Annotated in this window: 14 protein-coding genes; 6 read left to right on the forward strand and 8 right to left on the reverse strand. The window is 56.0% G+C overall.

All coding sequences use genetic code 11. The features are described 5' to 3' along the window. Nucleotides 1–38 precede the first annotated feature (38 nt). A complete protein-coding gene (locus M8013_RS01155; RefSeq protein ID WP_271266004.1) occupies nt 39–701 on the forward strand; it encodes an HAD family hydrolase in 663 nt (220 codons plus the stop codon). On the opposite strand, the gene M8013_RS01160 is transcribed toward M8013_RS01155, so the two are convergent. From M8013_RS01160 to M8013_RS01175, 4 genes are read right to left on the reverse strand one after another with little or no spacing between them, the layout of a single operon-like run. Continuing rightward, nucleotides 684–3,833, reverse strand: a complete 3,150-nt coding sequence (locus tag M8013_RS01160) for a CusA/CzcA family heavy metal efflux RND transporter (RefSeq protein WP_271266005.1) — start codon at nt 3,831–3,833, stop codon at nt 684–686. The two genes, M8013_RS01155 and M8013_RS01160, sit on opposite strands and share 18 nt — an antisense overlap. Continuing rightward, on the reverse strand, nt 3,830–5,095 hold the full coding sequence (locus tag M8013_RS01165) for an efflux RND transporter periplasmic adaptor subunit (protein WP_271266006.1): 1,266 nt from the start codon (nt 5,093–5,095) through the stop codon (nt 3,830–3,832). The genes M8013_RS01160 and M8013_RS01165 overlap by 4 nt, the downstream gene beginning before the upstream one ends. A gap of 38 nt (nt 5,096–5,133) precedes the next feature. Further along, nucleotides 5,134–5,484 carry a cation efflux system protein CusF gene (gene cusF, locus M8013_RS01170; protein WP_271266007.1) on the reverse strand — a complete coding sequence of 117 codons (351 nt, stop codon included), beginning with the start codon at nt 5,482–5,484 and terminating at the stop codon, nt 5,134–5,136. 30 nt (nt 5,485–5,514) lie between these two features. Next, nucleotides 5,515–6,897, reverse strand: coding sequence for a Cu(I)/Ag(I) efflux RND transporter outer membrane protein (locus M8013_RS01175; protein WP_271266008.1), 1,383 nt, complete (start codon nt 6,895–6,897; stop codon nt 5,515–5,517). Nucleotides 6,898–7,074: 177 nt separating this feature from the next. Here M8013_RS01175 and M8013_RS01180 point away from each other — a divergent pair, with 177 nt between their 5' ends. After that, complete coding sequence (locus M8013_RS01180) at nt 7,075–7,758, forward strand: copper/silver response regulator transcription factor (protein WP_271266009.1); 684 nt, start codon at nt 7,075–7,077, stop codon at nt 7,756–7,758. Further along, entirely contained in the window at nt 7,748–9,208 is a 1,461-nt protein-coding gene (locus tag M8013_RS01185; RefSeq protein WP_271266010.1) for a Cu(+)/Ag(+) sensor histidine kinase, read from the forward strand. Before M8013_RS01180 ends, M8013_RS01185 begins: the two co-directional genes overlap by 11 nt. Here M8013_RS01185 and M8013_RS01190 read toward each other — a convergent pair. Continuing rightward, nucleotides 9,198–10,400: a BaiN/RdsA family NAD(P)/FAD-dependent oxidoreductase gene (locus M8013_RS01190; protein WP_271266011.1), complete on the reverse strand. Its 1,203-nt coding sequence runs from the start codon at nt 10,398–10,400 to the stop codon at nt 9,198–9,200. The two genes, M8013_RS01185 and M8013_RS01190, sit on opposite strands and share 11 nt — an antisense overlap. 228 nt (nt 10,401–10,628) lie before the next feature. Between M8013_RS01190 and pitA the strand changes: the two genes are divergently transcribed. After that, nucleotides 10,629–12,125, forward strand: a complete 1,497-nt coding sequence (gene pitA, locus M8013_RS01195; protein WP_271266012.1) for an inorganic phosphate transporter PitA — start codon at nt 10,629–10,631, stop codon at nt 12,123–12,125. A gap of 56 nt (nt 12,126–12,181) precedes the next feature. Here the strand turns inward: pitA and uspB are convergent, their stop codons facing one another. Then, the gene (gene uspB, locus M8013_RS01200) at nt 12,182–12,517 is read right to left on the reverse strand and encodes a universal stress protein UspB (RefSeq protein WP_271266013.1); all 336 of its coding nucleotides are present in this window, start codon (nt 12,515–12,517) and stop codon (nt 12,182–12,184) included. A 281-nt stretch (nt 12,518–12,798) separates the two neighbouring features. Between uspB and uspA the strand changes: the two genes are divergently transcribed. Continuing rightward, nucleotides 12,799–13,236 (forward strand): universal stress protein UspA, encoded by a 438-nt coding sequence (gene uspA / locus M8013_RS01205; RefSeq protein WP_271266014.1) that lies wholly within the window; start codon nt 12,799–12,801, stop codon nt 13,234–13,236. Between the two features lie 124 nt (nt 13,237–13,360). Here uspA and rsmJ read toward each other — a convergent pair whose 3' ends face one another. Next, nucleotides 13,361–14,125 (reverse strand): 16S rRNA (guanine(1516)-N(2))-methyltransferase RsmJ, encoded by a 765-nt coding sequence (gene rsmJ / locus M8013_RS01210; RefSeq protein ID WP_271266015.1) that lies wholly within the window; start codon nt 14,123–14,125, stop codon nt 13,361–13,363. Between the two features lie 8 nt (nt 14,126–14,133). Next, on the reverse strand, nt 14,134–16,176 hold the full coding sequence (gene prlC / locus M8013_RS01215) for an oligopeptidase A (RefSeq protein ID WP_271266016.1): 2,043 nt from the start codon (nt 16,174–16,176) through the stop codon (nt 14,134–14,136). 205 nt (nt 16,177–16,381) lie between these two features. Here prlC and M8013_RS01220 point away from each other — a divergent pair, with 205 nt between their 5' ends. Continuing rightward, the gene (locus M8013_RS01220) at nt 16,382–17,224 is read left to right on the forward strand and encodes a 23S rRNA (adenine(2030)-N(6))-methyltransferase RlmJ (protein WP_271266017.1); all 843 of its coding nucleotides are present in this window, start codon (nt 16,382–16,384) and stop codon (nt 17,222–17,224) included. Nucleotides 17,225–17,278 lie beyond the last annotated feature (54 nt).

Genomic DNA, 17,278 nt, shown 5'->3' on the forward strand with positions numbered 1-17,278 from the left:
CTGGCAGGCAGAATATGTATTTCAGCTAAGACATCGTTATGACCAATATGATTGCCGATGAGGCAGTGGCAAAATCCAGCGTCCTCTCCGTGTTTGATTTCGACGGCACGCTGACGCATCACGACAGCTTTATCCCTTTTTTACGCTTTGCGTTCGGGAAGCGCTATTTCGCCGGTCGCCTGGTGCGGATGGCCTTGCCCACGCTGCACTGCGTGCGCCGCAAGCTGACCCGTGACGAGCTCAAAGAGGTGCTGATCAAGACCTTCCTGACCGGCGTAGATGAACACTGGCTGCGCCAGCAGGCGGAACTGTTCTGCGAAAAATACTGGACTAAACTGATGCGCCCTGCGGGGGTGATTGCAGTGGCAACGGAAGTGAACGCCGGGGCCGAGGTGACCATTTGCTCCGCGTCACCGGCGCTGGTGCTGCAGCCGTTTGCCGACAAGCTCGGCATTAAGCTTATCGGCACCCAGCTGGAAGTGAAAGACGGCAAGCTGACCGGAAAGATCACCGGGCATAACTGCCGCTGTGCGCAGAAAGTGGCCCGGCTTGAGCACGTGTACGGCAATCTGGCCCACTATCATCTGCGGGCCTGGGGCGATACCCGTGGCGATCATGAGCTGCTGGCTGCCGCGCAGGATCCGCACTGGCGTCATTTCCACCACCCGCGTGCGCGCCGTAATTCACCCATTAAGATGTAACAGATGACGGCGCAGCCACATTAATTTATAGGCCGCCGGGATGATAAACAGCGACAGCAATGGTGCGGTGATCATCCCACCAATCATCGGCGCGGCGATGCGGCTCATCACCTCTGAGCCTGCCCCGCTTCCCCATAAAATGGGCAGTAAACCGGCAATGATCACCGCCACGGTCATCGCTTTTGGTCTGACGCGCAGCACCGCCCCCTGGTACAGGGCGTCATCCAGTTTTTGCGCCGTGAAGGTGTGCGGATTATCCAGCGACGGGTCAGCCTCAATGGCATGACGCAGGTACATCAGCATCACCACCCCAAACTCCGCCGCGACTCCGGCCAGCGCGATAAAACCGGTTCCGGTAGCCACCGAAAGATGGAATCCCATCCCGTACAGAAACCAGATCCCGCCCACCAGCGCAAAGGGGATACTGGTGATGATCAGCAGGGCTTCGCCCACGCGCCGGAAGGCCAGATACAACAGCACGAAGATGATCATCAGCGTCATCGGCACCATCAGTTTCAGCTTCTGGTTGGCACGTTCCATATACTCAAACTGACCGGAGAAGGTCACGCTGGTACCCGGTTTGAGCTGGACGTTTTCCGCTATCGCTTTTCTCAGATCGTTAACCACAGAGAGCATGTCGCGATCGCGGGAGTCGATGTAGATCCAGCCTGTCGGTCGCGCGTTTTCCGTTTTCAGCATCGAAGGGCCGTTCATCACCGTCACGTCCGCGACATCGGCCAGCGTAATTTGCTGCTTCATCGGGGTCAGGATCGGCAGCTGACGCAGCTTCTCCGGGCTGTCGCGAAAGCTTTGCGGATAGCGCAGGGTGATCGGATAGCGCTCGATACCCTCCACCGTCTCGCCGATCATCGCCCCGCCGACGGCAGAGGTAATAAACAGCTGCACGTCGCTCACCGTCATGCCATAGCGGGCGGCTTTCTCACGCTGAATATCGACATTCAGGTAACGGCCACCGACCAGACGCTCGGCGAGTGCCGAGGTGACGCCAGGCACGGTTCGGGCCACCACTTCAATACGTTCCGACATGGCGTCGATATCGGCCAGCACCGTGCCTGACACTTTGATGCCAATCGGGCTTTTAATCCCGGTTGACAGCATATCAATGCGGTTACGGATCGGCGGCACCCACAGGTTGGCCAGCCCCGGCAGACGCACGGTTTTATCGAGCTCGGCGATGATTTTGTCCATCGTCATTCCCGGACGCCACTCGGCTTCGGGTTTCAGCTGGATGGTGGTTTCAACCATCTCCAGCGGAGCAGAATCCGTTGCCGTTTCGGCTTTACCGGTCTTGCCAAAAACGCGGGCCACTTCCGGCACGGTCATGATCAGCTTGTCGGTTATCTGCAGCATTTGTGCTGCCTGTGCCGCAGAAATGCCCGGCAGGGTTGAGGGCATATACAACAGGTCGCCTTCGTTAATTTGCGGCAGGAACTCCCCCCCGACCTTACTCAGCGGCCAGAGCACCGTCAGGATCGACAACGCCGCCACCAGCAGGGTGGTTTTCGGCCAGTGCAGCACCTTCAGCAGTAGCGGGTGATACAGGCGGATCAGAACTCGGTTTAACGGATTACGGCTCTCTGCCGGGATGTTGCCCCGGATCCAGAACCCCATCAGCACCGGAATGACCATGATGGCCAGCAATGCCGCGCCGGCCATCGACCAGGTTTTGGTGAAGGCCAGCGGTCCGAACAGACGCCCCTCCTGCCCTTCGAGGGTAAAAATGGGAATAAAGGACAAGGTGATGATCAGCAGGCTGATAAACAATGCCGGGCCCACTTCCACTGACGCACGGGTGATCACCTCCCAGCGGACATCGTTACCCATCTTCTGCCCCGGATGCTGGTGCCCCCACTCTTCCAGGCGCTTATGGGCGTTTTCAATCATCACGATGGCGGCGTCGACCATTGCGCCGACGGCGATGGCTATCCCGCCAAGCGACATAATGTTGGCGTTAATCCCCTGAAAATGCATGACGATAAAAGCAAAACACAGCCCCAGCGGCAGCGAAATAATGGCCACCAGCGCCGAACGCAGATGCCAGAGAAACAGGGCGCAGACCAGGGCGACCACCACAAACTCTTCCAGCAGTTTGTGGCTCAGGTTATCGATGGCCCGGTCAATCAGCTGGCTGCGATCGTAGGTGGTGACAATCTCCACCCCCTCAGGCAGGCTTTTTTTGAGGGTTTCCAGTTTGTCTTTGACCGCTGAGATCACCTCCCGGGCATTTTTGCCGGAGCGCAGGACCACCACGCCTCCGGCCACTTCGCCTTCGCCATTCAGGTCGGCGATCCCGCGGCGCATTTCAGGGCCAATTTGTACCCGGGCGACGTCGCGCAGATACACCGGTACGCCGTTGACCCCCGCTTGCAACACAATGTTGTTGAAGTCATCCAGCGTCTGCAGATAGCCGCTGGCGCGGACCATGTATTCCGCTTCAGACAGCTCGACCGAAGAGCCGCCCGCCTCCTGATTTGAGGCATTCAACGCCGACTTTACCTCTGCCAGGCTGATGCCGTACTGCGTCAGTTTCAGCGGATCGATAACGACCTGGTACTCTTTGACCACCCCGCCCACCGAGGCGGCCTCTGACACATTGGGTATCGTTTTAAGCTCGTATTTCAGGAACCAGTCCTGCAAGGAGCGCAGCTCGGCCAGGTCGTGTTTGCCGCTGCGATCCACCAGCGCATATTCATAGATCCAGCCCACGCCGGTAGCATCCGGGCCGATTTCGGCGCTGACGCCCGCCGGGAGTTTGCCCTGCACCTGGTTGAGGTATTCCAGCACCCGGGAACGCGCCCAATACTGATCGGTGCCATCTTCAAAAATAACGTACACATACGAGGCACCAAACTGGGAAAAGCCGCGTACCGTTTTTGCACCGGGGACCGAGAGCATGGTGGTGGTGAGCGGGTAGGTCACCTGGTTCTCAACCAGCTGCGGTGCCTGACCGGGGTACTGGGTTTTGATGATCACCTGCACGTCGGAGAGATCCGGCAGGGCATCTACCGGGGTATTGATAATGGTCCAGGCCCCCCAGAGACTCAGAAACAGTGCGCCCATGACCACCAGGAAACGGTTGGCAACCGAACGGCGAATAATCCATTCAATCATGGGTGATCTCCTTGCTGGGAATGGGCCGTCGCGCGCATCCGATCCAGCGCACCGGAAATATTGGCCTCGGAGTCAATCAGGAACAGACCGCTGGCGACCACCTTTTCGCCTTCGCTGATCCCGGCGCGGATCGCCGTCATGCCCTGGGACTCGTGGAACACCTCGACCTGCTTAGGCACAAAGCGCCCCTGCTCATCAACGGCAATCACCCGCTGCTCGTCGCCGCTGTCAATCAGCGCTTTCGTCGGGATCAGCAGCATCGGCTGGCTTTCACTGTTCAGCTTCAGATAGGCATTCATCCCTGGCTTTAGCGCCTCGTCGGGGTTATCCACCAGCAGGCGCAGCTGTAAGGTGCGGGTGGTGGCATCGACGCTCGGCAGCAACAACCATTTCTTGATGGCAAAGGCTTTACCCGGCCAGGCCGGAACGGAAATGGCAAATTGTGCCGCATCCTTGATCATCCAGGCGATGGATTCAGGCACCGCGGCGCTGATCCACACCGGATCCATGCCCTGAATTTTGGCGACCACATTGTCTTTGCCGATGTTCATTCCGGCGCGGAGATCAAAGGCGGTGATCACCCCGTCGATAGGCGCTTTCAGGGTAAAACGGGTCTGGATTTTGCGGCTGGACTTCAGGCGACGAATATCCTCTTCCGCCATCCCCGCCAGGCGGAGTCGCTCAAGAATGCCGTCGATCTGGGTACCGGTCCCTCCGGTTTCCAGCAGCAGTAAATATTCGCCCTGGGCTTCTACCCACTCCGGGATGGTGAGTTCCACCAGCGGCGTTCCTTTCTGTACTTTATCGCCCAGCGTGAGGGGATAGACTTTCTCGATAAAGCCCGGTGAACGCGCCTGTAGAATGACAAACTGATAGTCGTTGTAGCTGACATTCGCCGGGAACGTCTGTTTGTACTGCAGGGGCCCGCGACGCACCGGCTCTGTTTTTAATCCCAGATTTTGGCTCTGGGTCGGATCGATACGAATGCCCGGTGCGCCAGAGGCGTCCGCGTCGCCATCGGCATATTTCGGCACCAGGTCCATATCCATAAACGGCGATTTACCGGGTTTCTCAAAGCGGGTGTTCGGATACATCGGGTCATACCAGAACAACACTTTTCGGGATTCCGTTTTATTCGCAGGGCTCACATCCGTCGTTGAATGCGCTGCTGAAAAATAAGCGAAGACGCCCGCCGAGATTATTCCACCCATTATCATGCCGCTGATAATCAGTGCTGTATTTTTACGTTTAAATGACGTCATGTTTATTTCCATTCGCGCGCAAGTGACGCGGTAAGCCATTAGTTATTTTTGACGTGGATCTGCTGTAATAAAGAGAGGTTGCCCTGCTGGATAAAGCTAAAATCAACCTTATCGCCCGCGTTAATCCCCTGCGCTTGCGTGTCGGAGGTCAAGGTAAAACGCATCGTCATTGCGGGCCAGTTCAGCGCAGCTACCGGCTCGTGGGCGATGGTGATTTTGTTTTCTTTCATATCAATCAGTTTGACTTCACCCGTGGCGCTAACCGCCGGGTCTTGCTGCGTGGCTGCGTGCATGTGGCTCATCTCACCGGCAGGCATTTCATTGGCTTGCGCGCCAGACATCACCACAGAAAAAAGGCCAAAGATGAGCGCGTTAGAGAGGGTTTTCATAGTCAATATTCCTGAGAGTGCGTTAAGGGTTTATTCAATCCAGCCGCCACCCAGGGCGGCAAATAAGGTAATTTCGTTGACCTGACGGGAATAGTTGAGGTCGAGCAAAGCTTGTCGGGTAGAAAATAATGCGCGCTCGGCATCCAGCACCTCGAGATAACTCGCCGCGCCATTCTGGTAAAAGACCCGGGCGCGCTGCAGCGTGATCTGCAGCGAGGCGAGATAACGCTGTTGAGCCGTTATCTGATCGGCCAGGCTCTGGCGTAATACCAGCGCATCGGCGACCTCTTTAAACGCGGTCTGTATTTTTTGCTCGTAATTCACCACTGACTGCTGCTGACGTATTTCCGCCAGTACGAGGCTGGATTGATTACGCCCGGCGTTAAATATCGGCAGTTCAATTTTGGGCATGAAATTCCACATCCCACCCGCAGAAAACAGGTCAGACAGATCGGTACTGCTGGCGGACAACGAACTGGTTAAGGTGATGGACGGAAAAAACGCCGCCCGCGCGGCGCCGATACTGGCATTTGCCGCCAGCAAACCGTGCTCGGCCTCCATAATATCCGGGCGCTGCAATAAGATGTGCGACGAGAGTGACGGCGGTAAGGCCACGCTATTGATATCCACATCGCTGCGCGCACCCTCATTCGGCAGGTCATGGTAGGTTCCCAGCAGCAGCTGTAAGGCATTGTTGGCCCGCGCCAGCTCCCCCTGGCGTTTAGCGATATCGCTGCGGGTGCTTTCGATAACGCCGCGCGCTTGCTCCAGCGCCAGCACGTTGCTGCTGCCCGTCACCAGCTGTTTTTCGATAAGGGCATACGAACGCTGATAGTTTGTCAGCGTCTCCTGCGCAATCTGCAATTGCGCATACGCCAGGCGCTGATTGAAATAGCCTTGCGACACGTTTGCGATCACTAAAATATGTACTGCACGTCGCGCTTCTTCGCTGGCGAAATAGTTCTGCCGGTCGGCTTCACTCAGATTTTTTAAGCGACCGAAGAAATCCAAATCAAATTTGAGATCCAGTCCGGCCTGATATTCACGCTGAGTCGCTGTGTCGCCTTCCAGCTTGCCGCTGTAGGTTTTACTGGCCTGCGCATTCAGCTGCGGATAACGGTCGGCATCGGTAACGCCGTACTTTGCCTGCGCCTCCTGAACCTTGAGTGCTGCCATGCGCAAATCGCGGTTATTCACCAGCGCTTGTGCGATCAGTTGTTTCACCTGCGGATCAACAAAGAACGCCCGCCAGCCGGTGTCCTGATAGCCCGTCTGCGTCGAAACCAGCGTGTTCTGGCTACGCGAGAATTGCTGCGGCACCGGGGATTGCGGACGCTGATAATCGGGTGCCAGCGACATACAGCCCGTCAGAATAAAAGTAACGCTGAGCGTCAGTAATTTTAATGTGCGCATAGGTTTTGACTGCAACTGTATGGGTATCTCTGAGTGCCGCTTACACTACAAAATCGTCTCTGTTTGCTTAGTGACAGGAAAATGACAAAGCTGTCATTTTCCGATTAAGCGATTGCTATACGACCTGACGCCCCTACAATCGAAAGCTCGCAGATAAGGCACAGGGAGGAGAGCGGCATGAAGATTTTGATCGTCGAAGATGAGAAAAAAACGGGTGAGTATTTAACCAAAGGGCTGACGGAAGCCGGGTTTGTCGTCGATCTGGCGGATAACGGGCTAAACGGGTATCACCTCGCGATGACCGCCGATTATGACCTGTTGATCCTCGACATTATGCTGCCGGATGTGAATGGCTGGGACATCGTGAGAATGCTGCGCGCGGCCAGCAAATCGATGCCGATCCTGCTGCTGACCGCGCTTGGTACCATTGAACATCGGGTAAAAGGGCTGGAGCTGGGGGCGGATGATTACCTGGTCAAACCGTTCGCCTTTGCCGAACTGCTGGCGCGGGTAAAGACCCTGTTACGCCGTGGCGCGGCGGTGATTGTTGAAAGCCAGTTCCAGGTGGCGGATTTAACCCTCGATCTGGTCAGCCGGAAGGTGACCCGCAGCGGAACCCGCATTACGCTCACCAGCAAAGAGTTCACCCTGCTGGAATTTTTTATTCGTCATCAGGGCGAGGTATTACCTCGCTCGCTGATTGCTTCTCAGGTATGGGACATGAATTTTGACAGCGACACCAACGCCATTGATGTCGCGGTAAAAAGGCTGCGGGCCAAGATTGATAATGACTTTACTCCCCGACTGATCCAGACCGTGCGCGGGGTCGGCTATGTGCTGGAGGTACCTGATGGCGACTAAAGGTTTCAAGCGCCCTTTTTCACTGGGTACGCGCCTGACATTTTTTATCAGCCTTGCCACTATCGCCTCTTTTCTTATTTTTACCTGGATAATGATCCACTCCGTGCAACAACATTTTGAAGAGCGGGACATCCACGATTTAAAACAGATCAGTACCACCCTTGAAACCGTGCTGAGCCACCAGGAAGAGCCCGTGGCGCAACGGCTGCAAATATTAAGAAACGTGGTGGAGGGCTACGCCAACATTTTTGTCTGGCTGGAGGATACTGACCAACAACTGATCTTTCGCTCATCAAACGGGCCCGATCTGCAGCGTATTCTCGCGACGCCTGAGTATGCAAAGGATCTGCGTGCCGGCAATGTGCTGCTCTGGCATGACCCGAATACCCCCGTCACCACCCATAATAATGAACAGGTCCAGCACAGTGCCTGGCGGGTGATTATGTTACCTATCGGCAAGAATGTGGACGGCACGCCCGCCTATAATTTGCTGATGGCGCTATCGATAGATTTTCATCTTCATTACATTAACGACCTCAAAAATAAGCTGATGATGATAGCCGCCATCATCAGCATTATCGTGGTATTTGTCGTGCAGTTCGCCGTGTATCAGGGACACAAACCTATCCGCAGCTTAAGCCGTCAGATCCAGAATATCAGTTCCGCCGATCTCGGGGTCCGCTTGAATAGCGAAGAGGTACCGATTGAGCTGGAACGGCTGGTTCTCTCGTTCAATCACATGATTGAACGTATTGAGGATGTATTTAACCGCCAGGCGAACTTTTCTGCCGATATTGCTCACGAGCTGCGCACGCCGATCACCAACCTGGTCACGCAGACCGAGATTGCCCTCAGCCAGCAGCGCAGTACCAAAGAGCTGGAGGAGGTGCTGTACTCCAGCCTGGAAGAGTTTTCGCGGTTATCGAAGATGGTCAGTGACATGCTTTTCCTCGCCCAGGCAGATAATAACCAGCTGACCCCGGAACACAGCACGCTCGATCTGGCGGATGAGGTGGGCATCGTTTTTGAGTTCTTCGAAGCCTGGGCAGAAGACCGCCAGGTGGGGCTTGGCTTCACCGGACAGGCAAGCCCGGTGAGCGGCGATCCGCTGATGTTGCGCAGGGCCATCAGCAATTTGCTCTCTAATGCCATCCGCTACACCCCGCAGGGGCATGCCGTTAGCGTCCGATTGAGCGAGGCCGCAGACGGCGTCAAACTGGTGGTCGAAAACCCCGGTACGCCGATTGCGCCAGAACATTTACCCCGGCTGTTCGACCGCTTCTACCGCGTTGACCCGGCCCGACAGCGCAAGGATGAGAGCAGCAGCGGGATCGGGCTGGCGATCGTAAAATCGATTATTACGGCCCACAACGGCAAGGTGTTTGTCGAGTCGGACGAACATTCCACGCGCTTTATTGTCACGCTGCCTAAGACACGTTTTATCCGTTAACGGGGGCCGCCAGCGCCTCTGCACAGGCCCACGCGCTGGCCCACGCCCACTGGAAATTGTAGCCGCCCAGCCAGCCGGTGACGTCCATCACTTCGCCGATAAAGAACAGCCCCGGTACGTTACGCGCTTCCATGGTACGCGATGACAGCTCATGCGTATCCACTCCCCCAAGGGTGACTTCCGCCGTGCGATAGCCTTCGGTCCCGTTTGGCTGCACACGCCAGGCGCTTAACGTCTCCACCAGCGCCTGCTGATCGCGGCTGTTGAGCTGCTTGAGCGACACATCCGGGATCTGCCCCAGCAGTTGCAGACACTCCACCAGCCGTTTTGGCAGTTGCATCGCCAGAGTATTTTTCAAACTCTGGTTGGGGTGTTCCGCACGCTGCGCATCGAGGAAGCTCTCCAGATCGCAGTCAGGCACTAAATTAATGCTGACGAATTCACCCGGTTGCCAGTAGCTGGAAATTTGCAGTACCGCCGGGCCAGACAGGCCGCGATGGGTAAACAGCAGGTTTTCACGGAACACCGTCCCGTCTTCGGCGGTGATTACCGACGGCACCGAGACGCCAGAGAGGGTCTGGAGCTGTTCCAGCAGCGGTTTATGCAGGGTAAAAGGCACCAGTCCGGCACGGGTCGGCAGCACCTTGAGGCCAAACTGTTCAGCGATTTTATAGCCAAACGGCGTTGCCCCCAGTCCCGGCATCGACAGCCCACCGCTGGCGATCACCAGATTCGGGGTGCTCACCGTGTCGCCATTCAGCTGTAAGGTGTATCCCGTCTCATCACGGGTGACTTCCAGCACTTCGCTGCGTAATCGCAGCGTAACCTGACCTTTTTCACACTCTGCCAGCAGCATATCGACGATTTGTTGCGCCGAATCATCGCAAAAAAGCTGGCCCAGCGTTTTCTCGTGCCAGGCGATGCCGTGCTTGCCCACCATGACGATAAAGTCCCACTGGGTGTAGCGCGCCAGGGCAGATTTGCAAAAATGGCGGTTTTGGCTGAGATAGGCCGCAGGTTCGATATAAAGATTAGTAAAGTTGCAGCGCCCGCCGCCCGACATCAGGATTTTGCGGCCCGCCTTTTTGCCGTTATCGATCAGCAGAATCCGGCGCCCCGCCTGTCCGGCCATCGCCGCACAGAATAATCCCGCTGCACCGGCGCCAATTACAATGGCATCATACTTTTCCACGTCTCGATCCTCTTGTTTTAAGGGCGCGAATTGTAAAGTTTCATCAAGAATCACACCAGTCCATTATCTACGATCATATTTATTTACTTGAAATTTAAAATATAATTGTTTTACTACCGCCCTGAGTTAGGTAGGGATTTGAAAAAAAGTCTATATTTCACTTTGCCCGTTGCGCATTTGTCCTGGATAATGCGCCGCGTTCATGTCCTCAAGATGGCGTAACGTCCTATGCTACATTTGTTTGCCGGCCTGGATTTACATACCGGGCTATTACTATTGCTTGCTCTGGTCTTTGTATTGTTTTACGAAGCAATCAACGGCTTCCATGACACTGCAAACGCAGTGGCAACCGTAATCTACACACGTGCTTTACGATCGCAAGTTGCGGTGGTTCTGGCGGCGGTGTTTAACTTCTTTGGCGTTCTTCTCGGAGGTCTGAGCGTAGCCTACGCCATCGTGCATATGCTGCCAACGGATCTGCTGTTGAATGTCAGCTCCGGCCATGGCCTCGCTATGGTGTTCTCTCTGCTGTTAGCTGCAATTATCTGGAACCTCGGTACCTGGTATTTCGGCCTGCCGGCATCCAGTTCTCACACTCTGATCGGCGCCATCATCGGTATTGGTTTAACCAATGCGCTGTTGACCGGTACGTCAGTGGTGGATGCGCTGAACATTCCTAAAGTCATCGGCATTTTCGGTTCCCTGATTATCTCTCCGATCGTCGGTCTGGTCGTTGCGGGTGGGCTGATTTTCCTGCTGCGTCGTTACTGGAGCGGAACCAAAAAACGCGCCCGTATCCACCTGACACCTGCAGAGCGTGAAAAGAAAGACGGCAAGAAAAAGCCGCCATTCTGGACCCGTATTGCCCTGATCATTTCTGCTATCGGCGTGGCCTTCTCTCACGGCGCTAACGACGGTCAGAAAGGCATTGGTCTGGTAATGCTGGTGCTGATTGGCGTGGCGCCTGCTGGCTTTGTGGTGAATATGAATGCCACCGGTTACGAAATTACCCGTACCCGTGACGCAATCAACAACGTTGAAACCTACTTCCAGCAACGTCCTGACCTGCTGAAGAAAGCGACCGGCGTTGATCAGCTGATCCCTTCCCCGGAAGCGGGTGCCACTCAACCGGCTGAGTTCCATTGCCATCCGGCTAATGCGATCAATGCGCTGGAACGTGCCAAAGGCATGCTGACGGATATTGAAAGCTACGACAAGCTCACTCCTGAGCAACGTGGCCAGATGCGTCGCATCATGCTGTGCATCTCCGACGTCACCGAGAAAGTGTCCAAACTGCCTGAAGTCTCCGCTGACGACCAACGTCTGCTGAAGAAGCTGAAAGTCGACATGCTGAATACCATTGAGTACGCGCCTATCTGGATAATCATGGCGGTCGCACTGGCTCTGGGTATCGGTACGATGATCGGCTGGCGTCGCGTTGCGACGACAATCGGTGAGAAGATTGGTAAGAAAGGCATGACGTATGCGCAGGGTATGTCCGCGCAGATGACCGCTGCCGTTTCTATCGGTCTGGCAAGCTATACCGGTATGCCGGTGTCGACTACCCACGTACTCTCGTCGTCCGTGGCAGGTACCATGCTGGTTGATGGCGGTGGTCTGCAACGCAAAACCGTTACCAGCATCCTGATGGCCTGGGTCTTTACCCTTCCGGCGTCCATCCTGCTGTCAGGCGGACTGTACTGGATCTCCCTGCAGTTCTTGTAATCGCAGGCAGAGAAAGAGAAAAGCGGGTCAGGAAACTGGCCCGCTTTTTTTTGTGCTCAATGCCAGATGAGGAGAGCAAACATGCTCACCACCACCAGGCCACACAGCGCGCTGGTCAAAATAAACTGACGGCGAAGACGCTCGCAGCGACGGATAAACTCATCATCATGATGATCGAGATAGCGCTGGGCGTAGATATACCACACCAGGCGCATCTGTTTGCTGGGCTGTCCATGCGAGGTGAAAAATCCCCCCCCATCCACGTATTGATACAGCAGCGGATCGCAGCCGCGAAGTACCACTAATAGCGCGCGCAAAGATGAGAAATAACGCGCCATATTCACGATGCAAACCACACATAACGCCCAAAACAATGCGACGGTGCTAATCATACTTCCTCCCCGGCGTCCGCCCACGAAGCAATGCCCCTGGACTACCGCACCCATGCCCTGACAGACGATTCAGTGAAAGAGAGACACAAAAACCGATCGGTTTCACATTTTAATATCCGACCGGCTTATTCAATAGTGTAGGAGATCCGTTAATTTTTTTGCCACATGGTTATTCGTTATCAACACCAGTGCTTGAAAATTTTGTTCAACTGGGCCGTAATGAATGCACAGACATTTGCTAAACGCATGGGTCATCGATCACTTAAGGAAGGAGTAACACTATGGCGTACAAACACATTCTCATCGCGGTTGACCTCTCCCCGGAGAGCAAAGTGCTGGTTGATAAAGCCGTGTCCATGGCGCGTCCCTACAATGCGAAAGTTTCTCTGATTCACGTGGACGTTAATTACTCTGATCTCTATACCGGCCTTATCGACGTAAATCTTGGCGATATGCAGAAGCGCATCTCCGAAGAGACGCACCAGGCACTGAGCGAACTGTCCACCAATGCCGGCTATCCAATCACGGAAACCCTGAGCGGCAGCGGCGACCTCGGCCAGGTGCTGGTCGATGCCATTAAGAAATACGATATGGATCTGGTGGTTTGTGGGCATCACCAGGATTTCTGGAGCAAGCTGATGTCGTCAGCGCGCCAGCTGATCAACACCGTCCACGTGGATATGTTGATTGTGCCGCTGCGTGACGAAGAAGACGAGTAAGCCGTTGTTTTGCCCGGTGGCGCTAACGCTTACCGGGCCTACAAGGTAAATACAAAACGGCAACCTGGTTGCCGTTTTTAGTGTTTGTTCCCTCTCCCCGTGGGAGAGGGCCAGGGTGAGGGCATCAGACCGCACCCTCCTCTGCCGTACCGGAATAAATATCAAACCGGTGACCTTTGGTGACCACCGCATTGGTTGTCGCAACCTCTGCCAGCGGCGGCGCATAATCGGGGCGTTTTACCACCACCCGTTTAGTCGCCAGCTGTCGTGCAGGTTCCAGCAATCCGTCGGCGTCTAAGTCCGGCCCCACCAGCGACTGAAACACCCGCATCTCTTTTTTCACCAGCGCGCTTTTCTGCTTATGCGGGAACATCGGGTCAAGATAGACCACCTGCGGGCGCGGGGTGATATCCGTTAATGCCGTCAGGCTGGAGGCGTGGATCAGCTGCAGGCGTTCCTGCAACCAGACGCCAATTTCCGGATCGGCGTAGCCGCGCGCCAGACCGTCATCCAGTAACGCGGCGACCACCGGATTGCGCTCCAGCATCCGTACCCGACAGCCAACAGACGCCAGCACAAACGCATCGCGCCCCAGCCCTGCCGTGGCGTCGACCACATCCGGCAGATAGCTGCCCTTCACGCCAACCGCCCTGGCGACCGCTTCACCACGACCGCCGCCGAACTTGCGCCGGTGCGCCATCGCCCCGCCGACGAAATCAACAAAAATGCCGCCGAGTTTGGGCTCATCGCACTTACGCAGCTCCAGATGCGACGAGGTCATCACCAGCGCCATCAGGTTATCGGCGTCGTGCTCCAGTCCCCAGCGGGCAGCAAGAACAGATAAGGCGCCGTCTCCGGCGCCTGTTTCATCAACTAAGCAGATTTTCACAACTACGATCAGCCCTTGATTCCGTAATGTTCCAGCATCGCATCCAGCTGCGGCTCGCGTCCACGGAAGCGTTTAAACAGCTCCATCGGCTCTTCGGAGCCACCGCGCGTCAGGATGTTGTCGAGGAACGACTGCCCAGTATCGCGGTTGAAAATGCCTTCTTCTTCGAAGCGGGAGTAGGCGTCTGCCGCCAGCACGTCGGCCCACAGGTAGCTGTAGTAACCCGCCGCGTAACCGCCAGCAAAGATATGGCTGAACGCATGCGGGAAGCGACCCCAGCTCGGACCCGGGATAAGCGCCACCTGCTTTTTGATTTCGGCCAGCGTTTCGAGGATCTTCGCGCCCTGCTCCGGGCTGAACTCGGCGTGCAGACGGAAATCGAACAGGCCGAACTCCAGTTGGCGCAGAATGAACATTGCCGCCTGGTAGTTTTTCGCTTCCAGCATTTTATCCAGCAGCGATTTGGGCAGCGCTTCACCGGTTTCATAATGGCCGGAGATAAACGCCAGCGCGTCCGGCTCCCAGCACCAGTTTTCCATAAACTGGCTTGGCAGTTCGACCGCATCCCACGGCACACCGCTGATTCCGGCGACGCCTGCCGCTTCGATACGGGTCAGCATATGGTGCAGACCGTGGCCGAACTCGTGGAACAGGGTGATCACTTCGTCGTGGGTAAACAGCGCAGGTTTGCCGCTCACCGGACGGTTAAAGTTACAGGTCAGGTAGGCCACCGGCTTTTGCAGGGAACCGTCGGCTTTACGCATCTGGCCGACGCAGTCGTCCATCCATGCTCCGCCGCGTTTGTTTTCACGGGCGTACAGATCGAGATAGAAGCTGCCGCGCAGTTCGTTTTTCTCATCATACAGCTCGAAGAAACGCACTTCCGGGTGCCACACGTCGACGTCGTGACGCTCCTGGGCGGTAATCCCATAGATGCGGTTAACCACTTCGAACAGGCCGTTAACGGCTTTGTTTTCCGGGAAGTACGGGCGCAGCTGCTCGTCGCTGATGCTGTAGAGATGCTGCTTCTGTTTTTCGCTGTAGTACGCGATGTCCCACGGCTGCAGATCGTCTACGCCACACTCGGCTTTGGCAAAGGCACGCAGCTGGGCCAGCTCTTTTTCACCCTGTGGACGGGCACGTTTTGCCAGATCGGTTAAGAAATCCAGCACCTGCTGTGGGTTCTCGGCCATTTTGGTGGCCAGCGATTTATCCGCATAGCTGTCAAAGCCCAGCAGTTGCGCCAGCTCGTGACGCAGGGCGAGGATTTCGGCCATCACCGGGCTGTTATCCCATTTACCGGCATTCGGGCCCTGATCGGAGGCGCGGGTGCTGTAGGCACGGTACATCTCTTCACGCAGGGCCTGGTTGTCGCAATAGGTCATCACCGGCAGATAGCTCGGGATATCCAGCGTCAGCAGGTAACCTTCCTGCTCTTTGGCTTCGGCCTGGGCTTTTGCCGCCGCCAGTGCGCTTTCCGGCATCCCGGCAAGCTCAGCCTCGTCGGTGACCAGTTTGGTCCAGCCCATGGTGGCATCGAGCACGTTGTTGCTGTACTGATTGCCCAGTTCAGACAGACGGGTGGCAATCTCGCCATAGCGCTGCTGTTTGTCTTTTGCCAGGCCAATGCCCGACAGCTCAAAATCACGCAGTGCGTTATCGACCGATTTTTTCTGCGCGAGATTCAGCGTCGCATAATGATCGCCATCGCGCAGATCGCGATACGCCTGATACAGCCCCTCGTGCTGCCCGACCCAGGTGCTGTACTCCGACAGCAGTGGCAGGGTTTGCTCGTAGGCTTCTCGCAGTTCCGGACTGTTTTTCACCGAATTCAGGTGGCTCACCGGGGAGAAGATGCGCCCGAGCACATCATCCACTTCCGCCAGCGGCTGACACAGATTTTCCCAGCTGTAGGGCGCACCCTGCGCTACGACGCGCTCAACCGCAGAACGGCAATCGTCCAGTGCTTTGGTGACGGCTGGCACGACATGTTCAGGCTGAATGGAGGAAAACGGCGGCAACGAAAAAGGCGTCAGTAATGGATTGGTCATAAGCACTGTCCTGTTGAATGAGTGAATGAAGCGCGCATCCTGCGCGAGCATATTGTGTCTAGAATGGGGTTAAGTGTAGTGAATTTCAATGCCGTACGCGGCTGAAAAATACCCGGTAGCGCAGCGCTTACCGGGCCTGCGGGTAATCTGTGCCGTTCTGCGGTAAACTGTGGAAAATCGTTTACTCAGTGGAATTCATCTACCCATGCTCAGTTATCGCCACAGCTTTCACGCGGGCAACCACGCCGACGTCCTTAAACACACCGTTCAGAGCCTGATTATCGAAGCGCTTAAAGAGAAAGATAAGCCGTTTCTTTATCTGGACACCCATGCCGGCGCGGGCCGCTATCAGCTGAGCAGCGCACACGCTGAACGCACCGGGGAGTACCTCGAAGGCATCGCCCGTATCTGGCAGCAGGACGACCTGCCGGCAGAGCTGGAGCCGTATATCAGCGTGATCAACCATTTCAACCGCGGCGACCAGCTGCGCTACTACCCGGGCTCACCGCTGATTGCCCGCCAGCTGCTGCGTGAGCAGGACAGCATTCAGCTGACCGAGCTGCATTCGAGCGATTTCCCCCTGCTGCGCTCTGAATTCCAGAAAGACAACCGCGCGCGCGTGGAAAAATCAGACGGCTATCAGCAGCTGAAAGCAAAATTACCGCCCGTTTCCCGCCGTGGCCTGGTGCTGATCGATCCGCCGTACGAAATGAAATCGGATTATCAGGCGGTGGTCGCCGGCATTCATGACGGCTACAAACGTTTTGCCACCGGCACCTATGCCCTGTGGTATCCCGTGGTACTGCGTGCGCAAATCAAACGTATGATCAAAGAGCTTGAAGCGACCGGCATCCGCAAGATTATGCAGATTGAACTGGCCGTGCGCCCGGACAGCGACCAGCGCGGCATGACCGCCTCTGGCATGATCGTGGTTAACCCACCGTGGAAGCTCGAAGCGCAGATGAACAACGTCCTGCCATGGCTGCACAAGAAGCTGGTTCCAACGGGAATCGGCCATGCAACCGTCAGCTGGATCGTGCCAGAGTAATCACAGCAATCGGTGGAAGCTATTGATTTCCGGTATACAATCGCGGCAATTAAC

It is taken from the genome of Silvania confinis, from assembly GCF_025564085.1.
In the GTDB taxonomy this organism is placed as follows: domain Bacteria; phylum Pseudomonadota; class Gammaproteobacteria; order Enterobacterales; family Enterobacteriaceae; genus Enterobacter; species Enterobacter confinis.

Excerpts from the sequence above, each read along its gene's own strand:
- M8013_RS01180 (WP_271266009.1), top strand. The coding sequence starts at position 7,075 with ATGAAGATTTTGATCGTCGAAGATGAGAAAAAAACGGGTGAGTATTTA.
- M8013_RS01160 (WP_271266005.1), bottom strand. The coding sequence starts at position 3,833 with ATGATTGAATGGATTATTCGCCGTTCGGTTGCCAACCGTTTCCTGGTG.
- uspB (WP_271266013.1), bottom strand. The coding sequence starts at position 12,517 with ATGATTAGCACCGTCGCATTGTTTTGGGCGTTATGTGTGGTTTGCATC.
- M8013_RS01155 (WP_271266004.1), top strand. The coding sequence starts at position 39 with ATGACCAATATGATTGCCGATGAGGCAGTGGCAAAATCCAGCGTCCTC.
- M8013_RS01175 (WP_271266008.1), bottom strand. The coding sequence starts at position 6,897 with ATGCGCACATTAAAATTACTGACGCTCAGCGTTACTTTTATTCTGACG.
- M8013_RS01165 (WP_271266006.1), bottom strand. The coding sequence starts at position 5,095 with ATGACGTCATTTAAACGTAAAAATACAGCACTGATTATCAGCGGCATG.
- M8013_RS01185 (WP_271266010.1), top strand. The coding sequence starts at position 7,748 with ATGGCGACTAAAGGTTTCAAGCGCCCTTTTTCACTGGGTACGCGCCTG.
- prlC (WP_271266016.1), bottom strand. The coding sequence starts at position 16,176 with ATGACCAATCCATTACTGACGCCTTTTTCGTTGCCGCCGTTTTCCTCC.
- M8013_RS01220 (WP_271266017.1), top strand. The coding sequence starts at position 16,382 with ATGCTCAGTTATCGCCACAGCTTTCACGCGGGCAACCACGCCGACGTC.
- cusF (WP_271266007.1), bottom strand. The coding sequence starts at position 5,484 with ATGAAAACCCTCTCTAACGCGCTCATCTTTGGCCTTTTTTCTGTGGTG.
- pitA (WP_271266012.1), top strand. The coding sequence starts at position 10,629 with ATGCTACATTTGTTTGCCGGCCTGGATTTACATACCGGGCTATTACTA.
- uspA (WP_271266014.1), top strand. The coding sequence starts at position 12,799 with ATGGCGTACAAACACATTCTCATCGCGGTTGACCTCTCCCCGGAGAGC.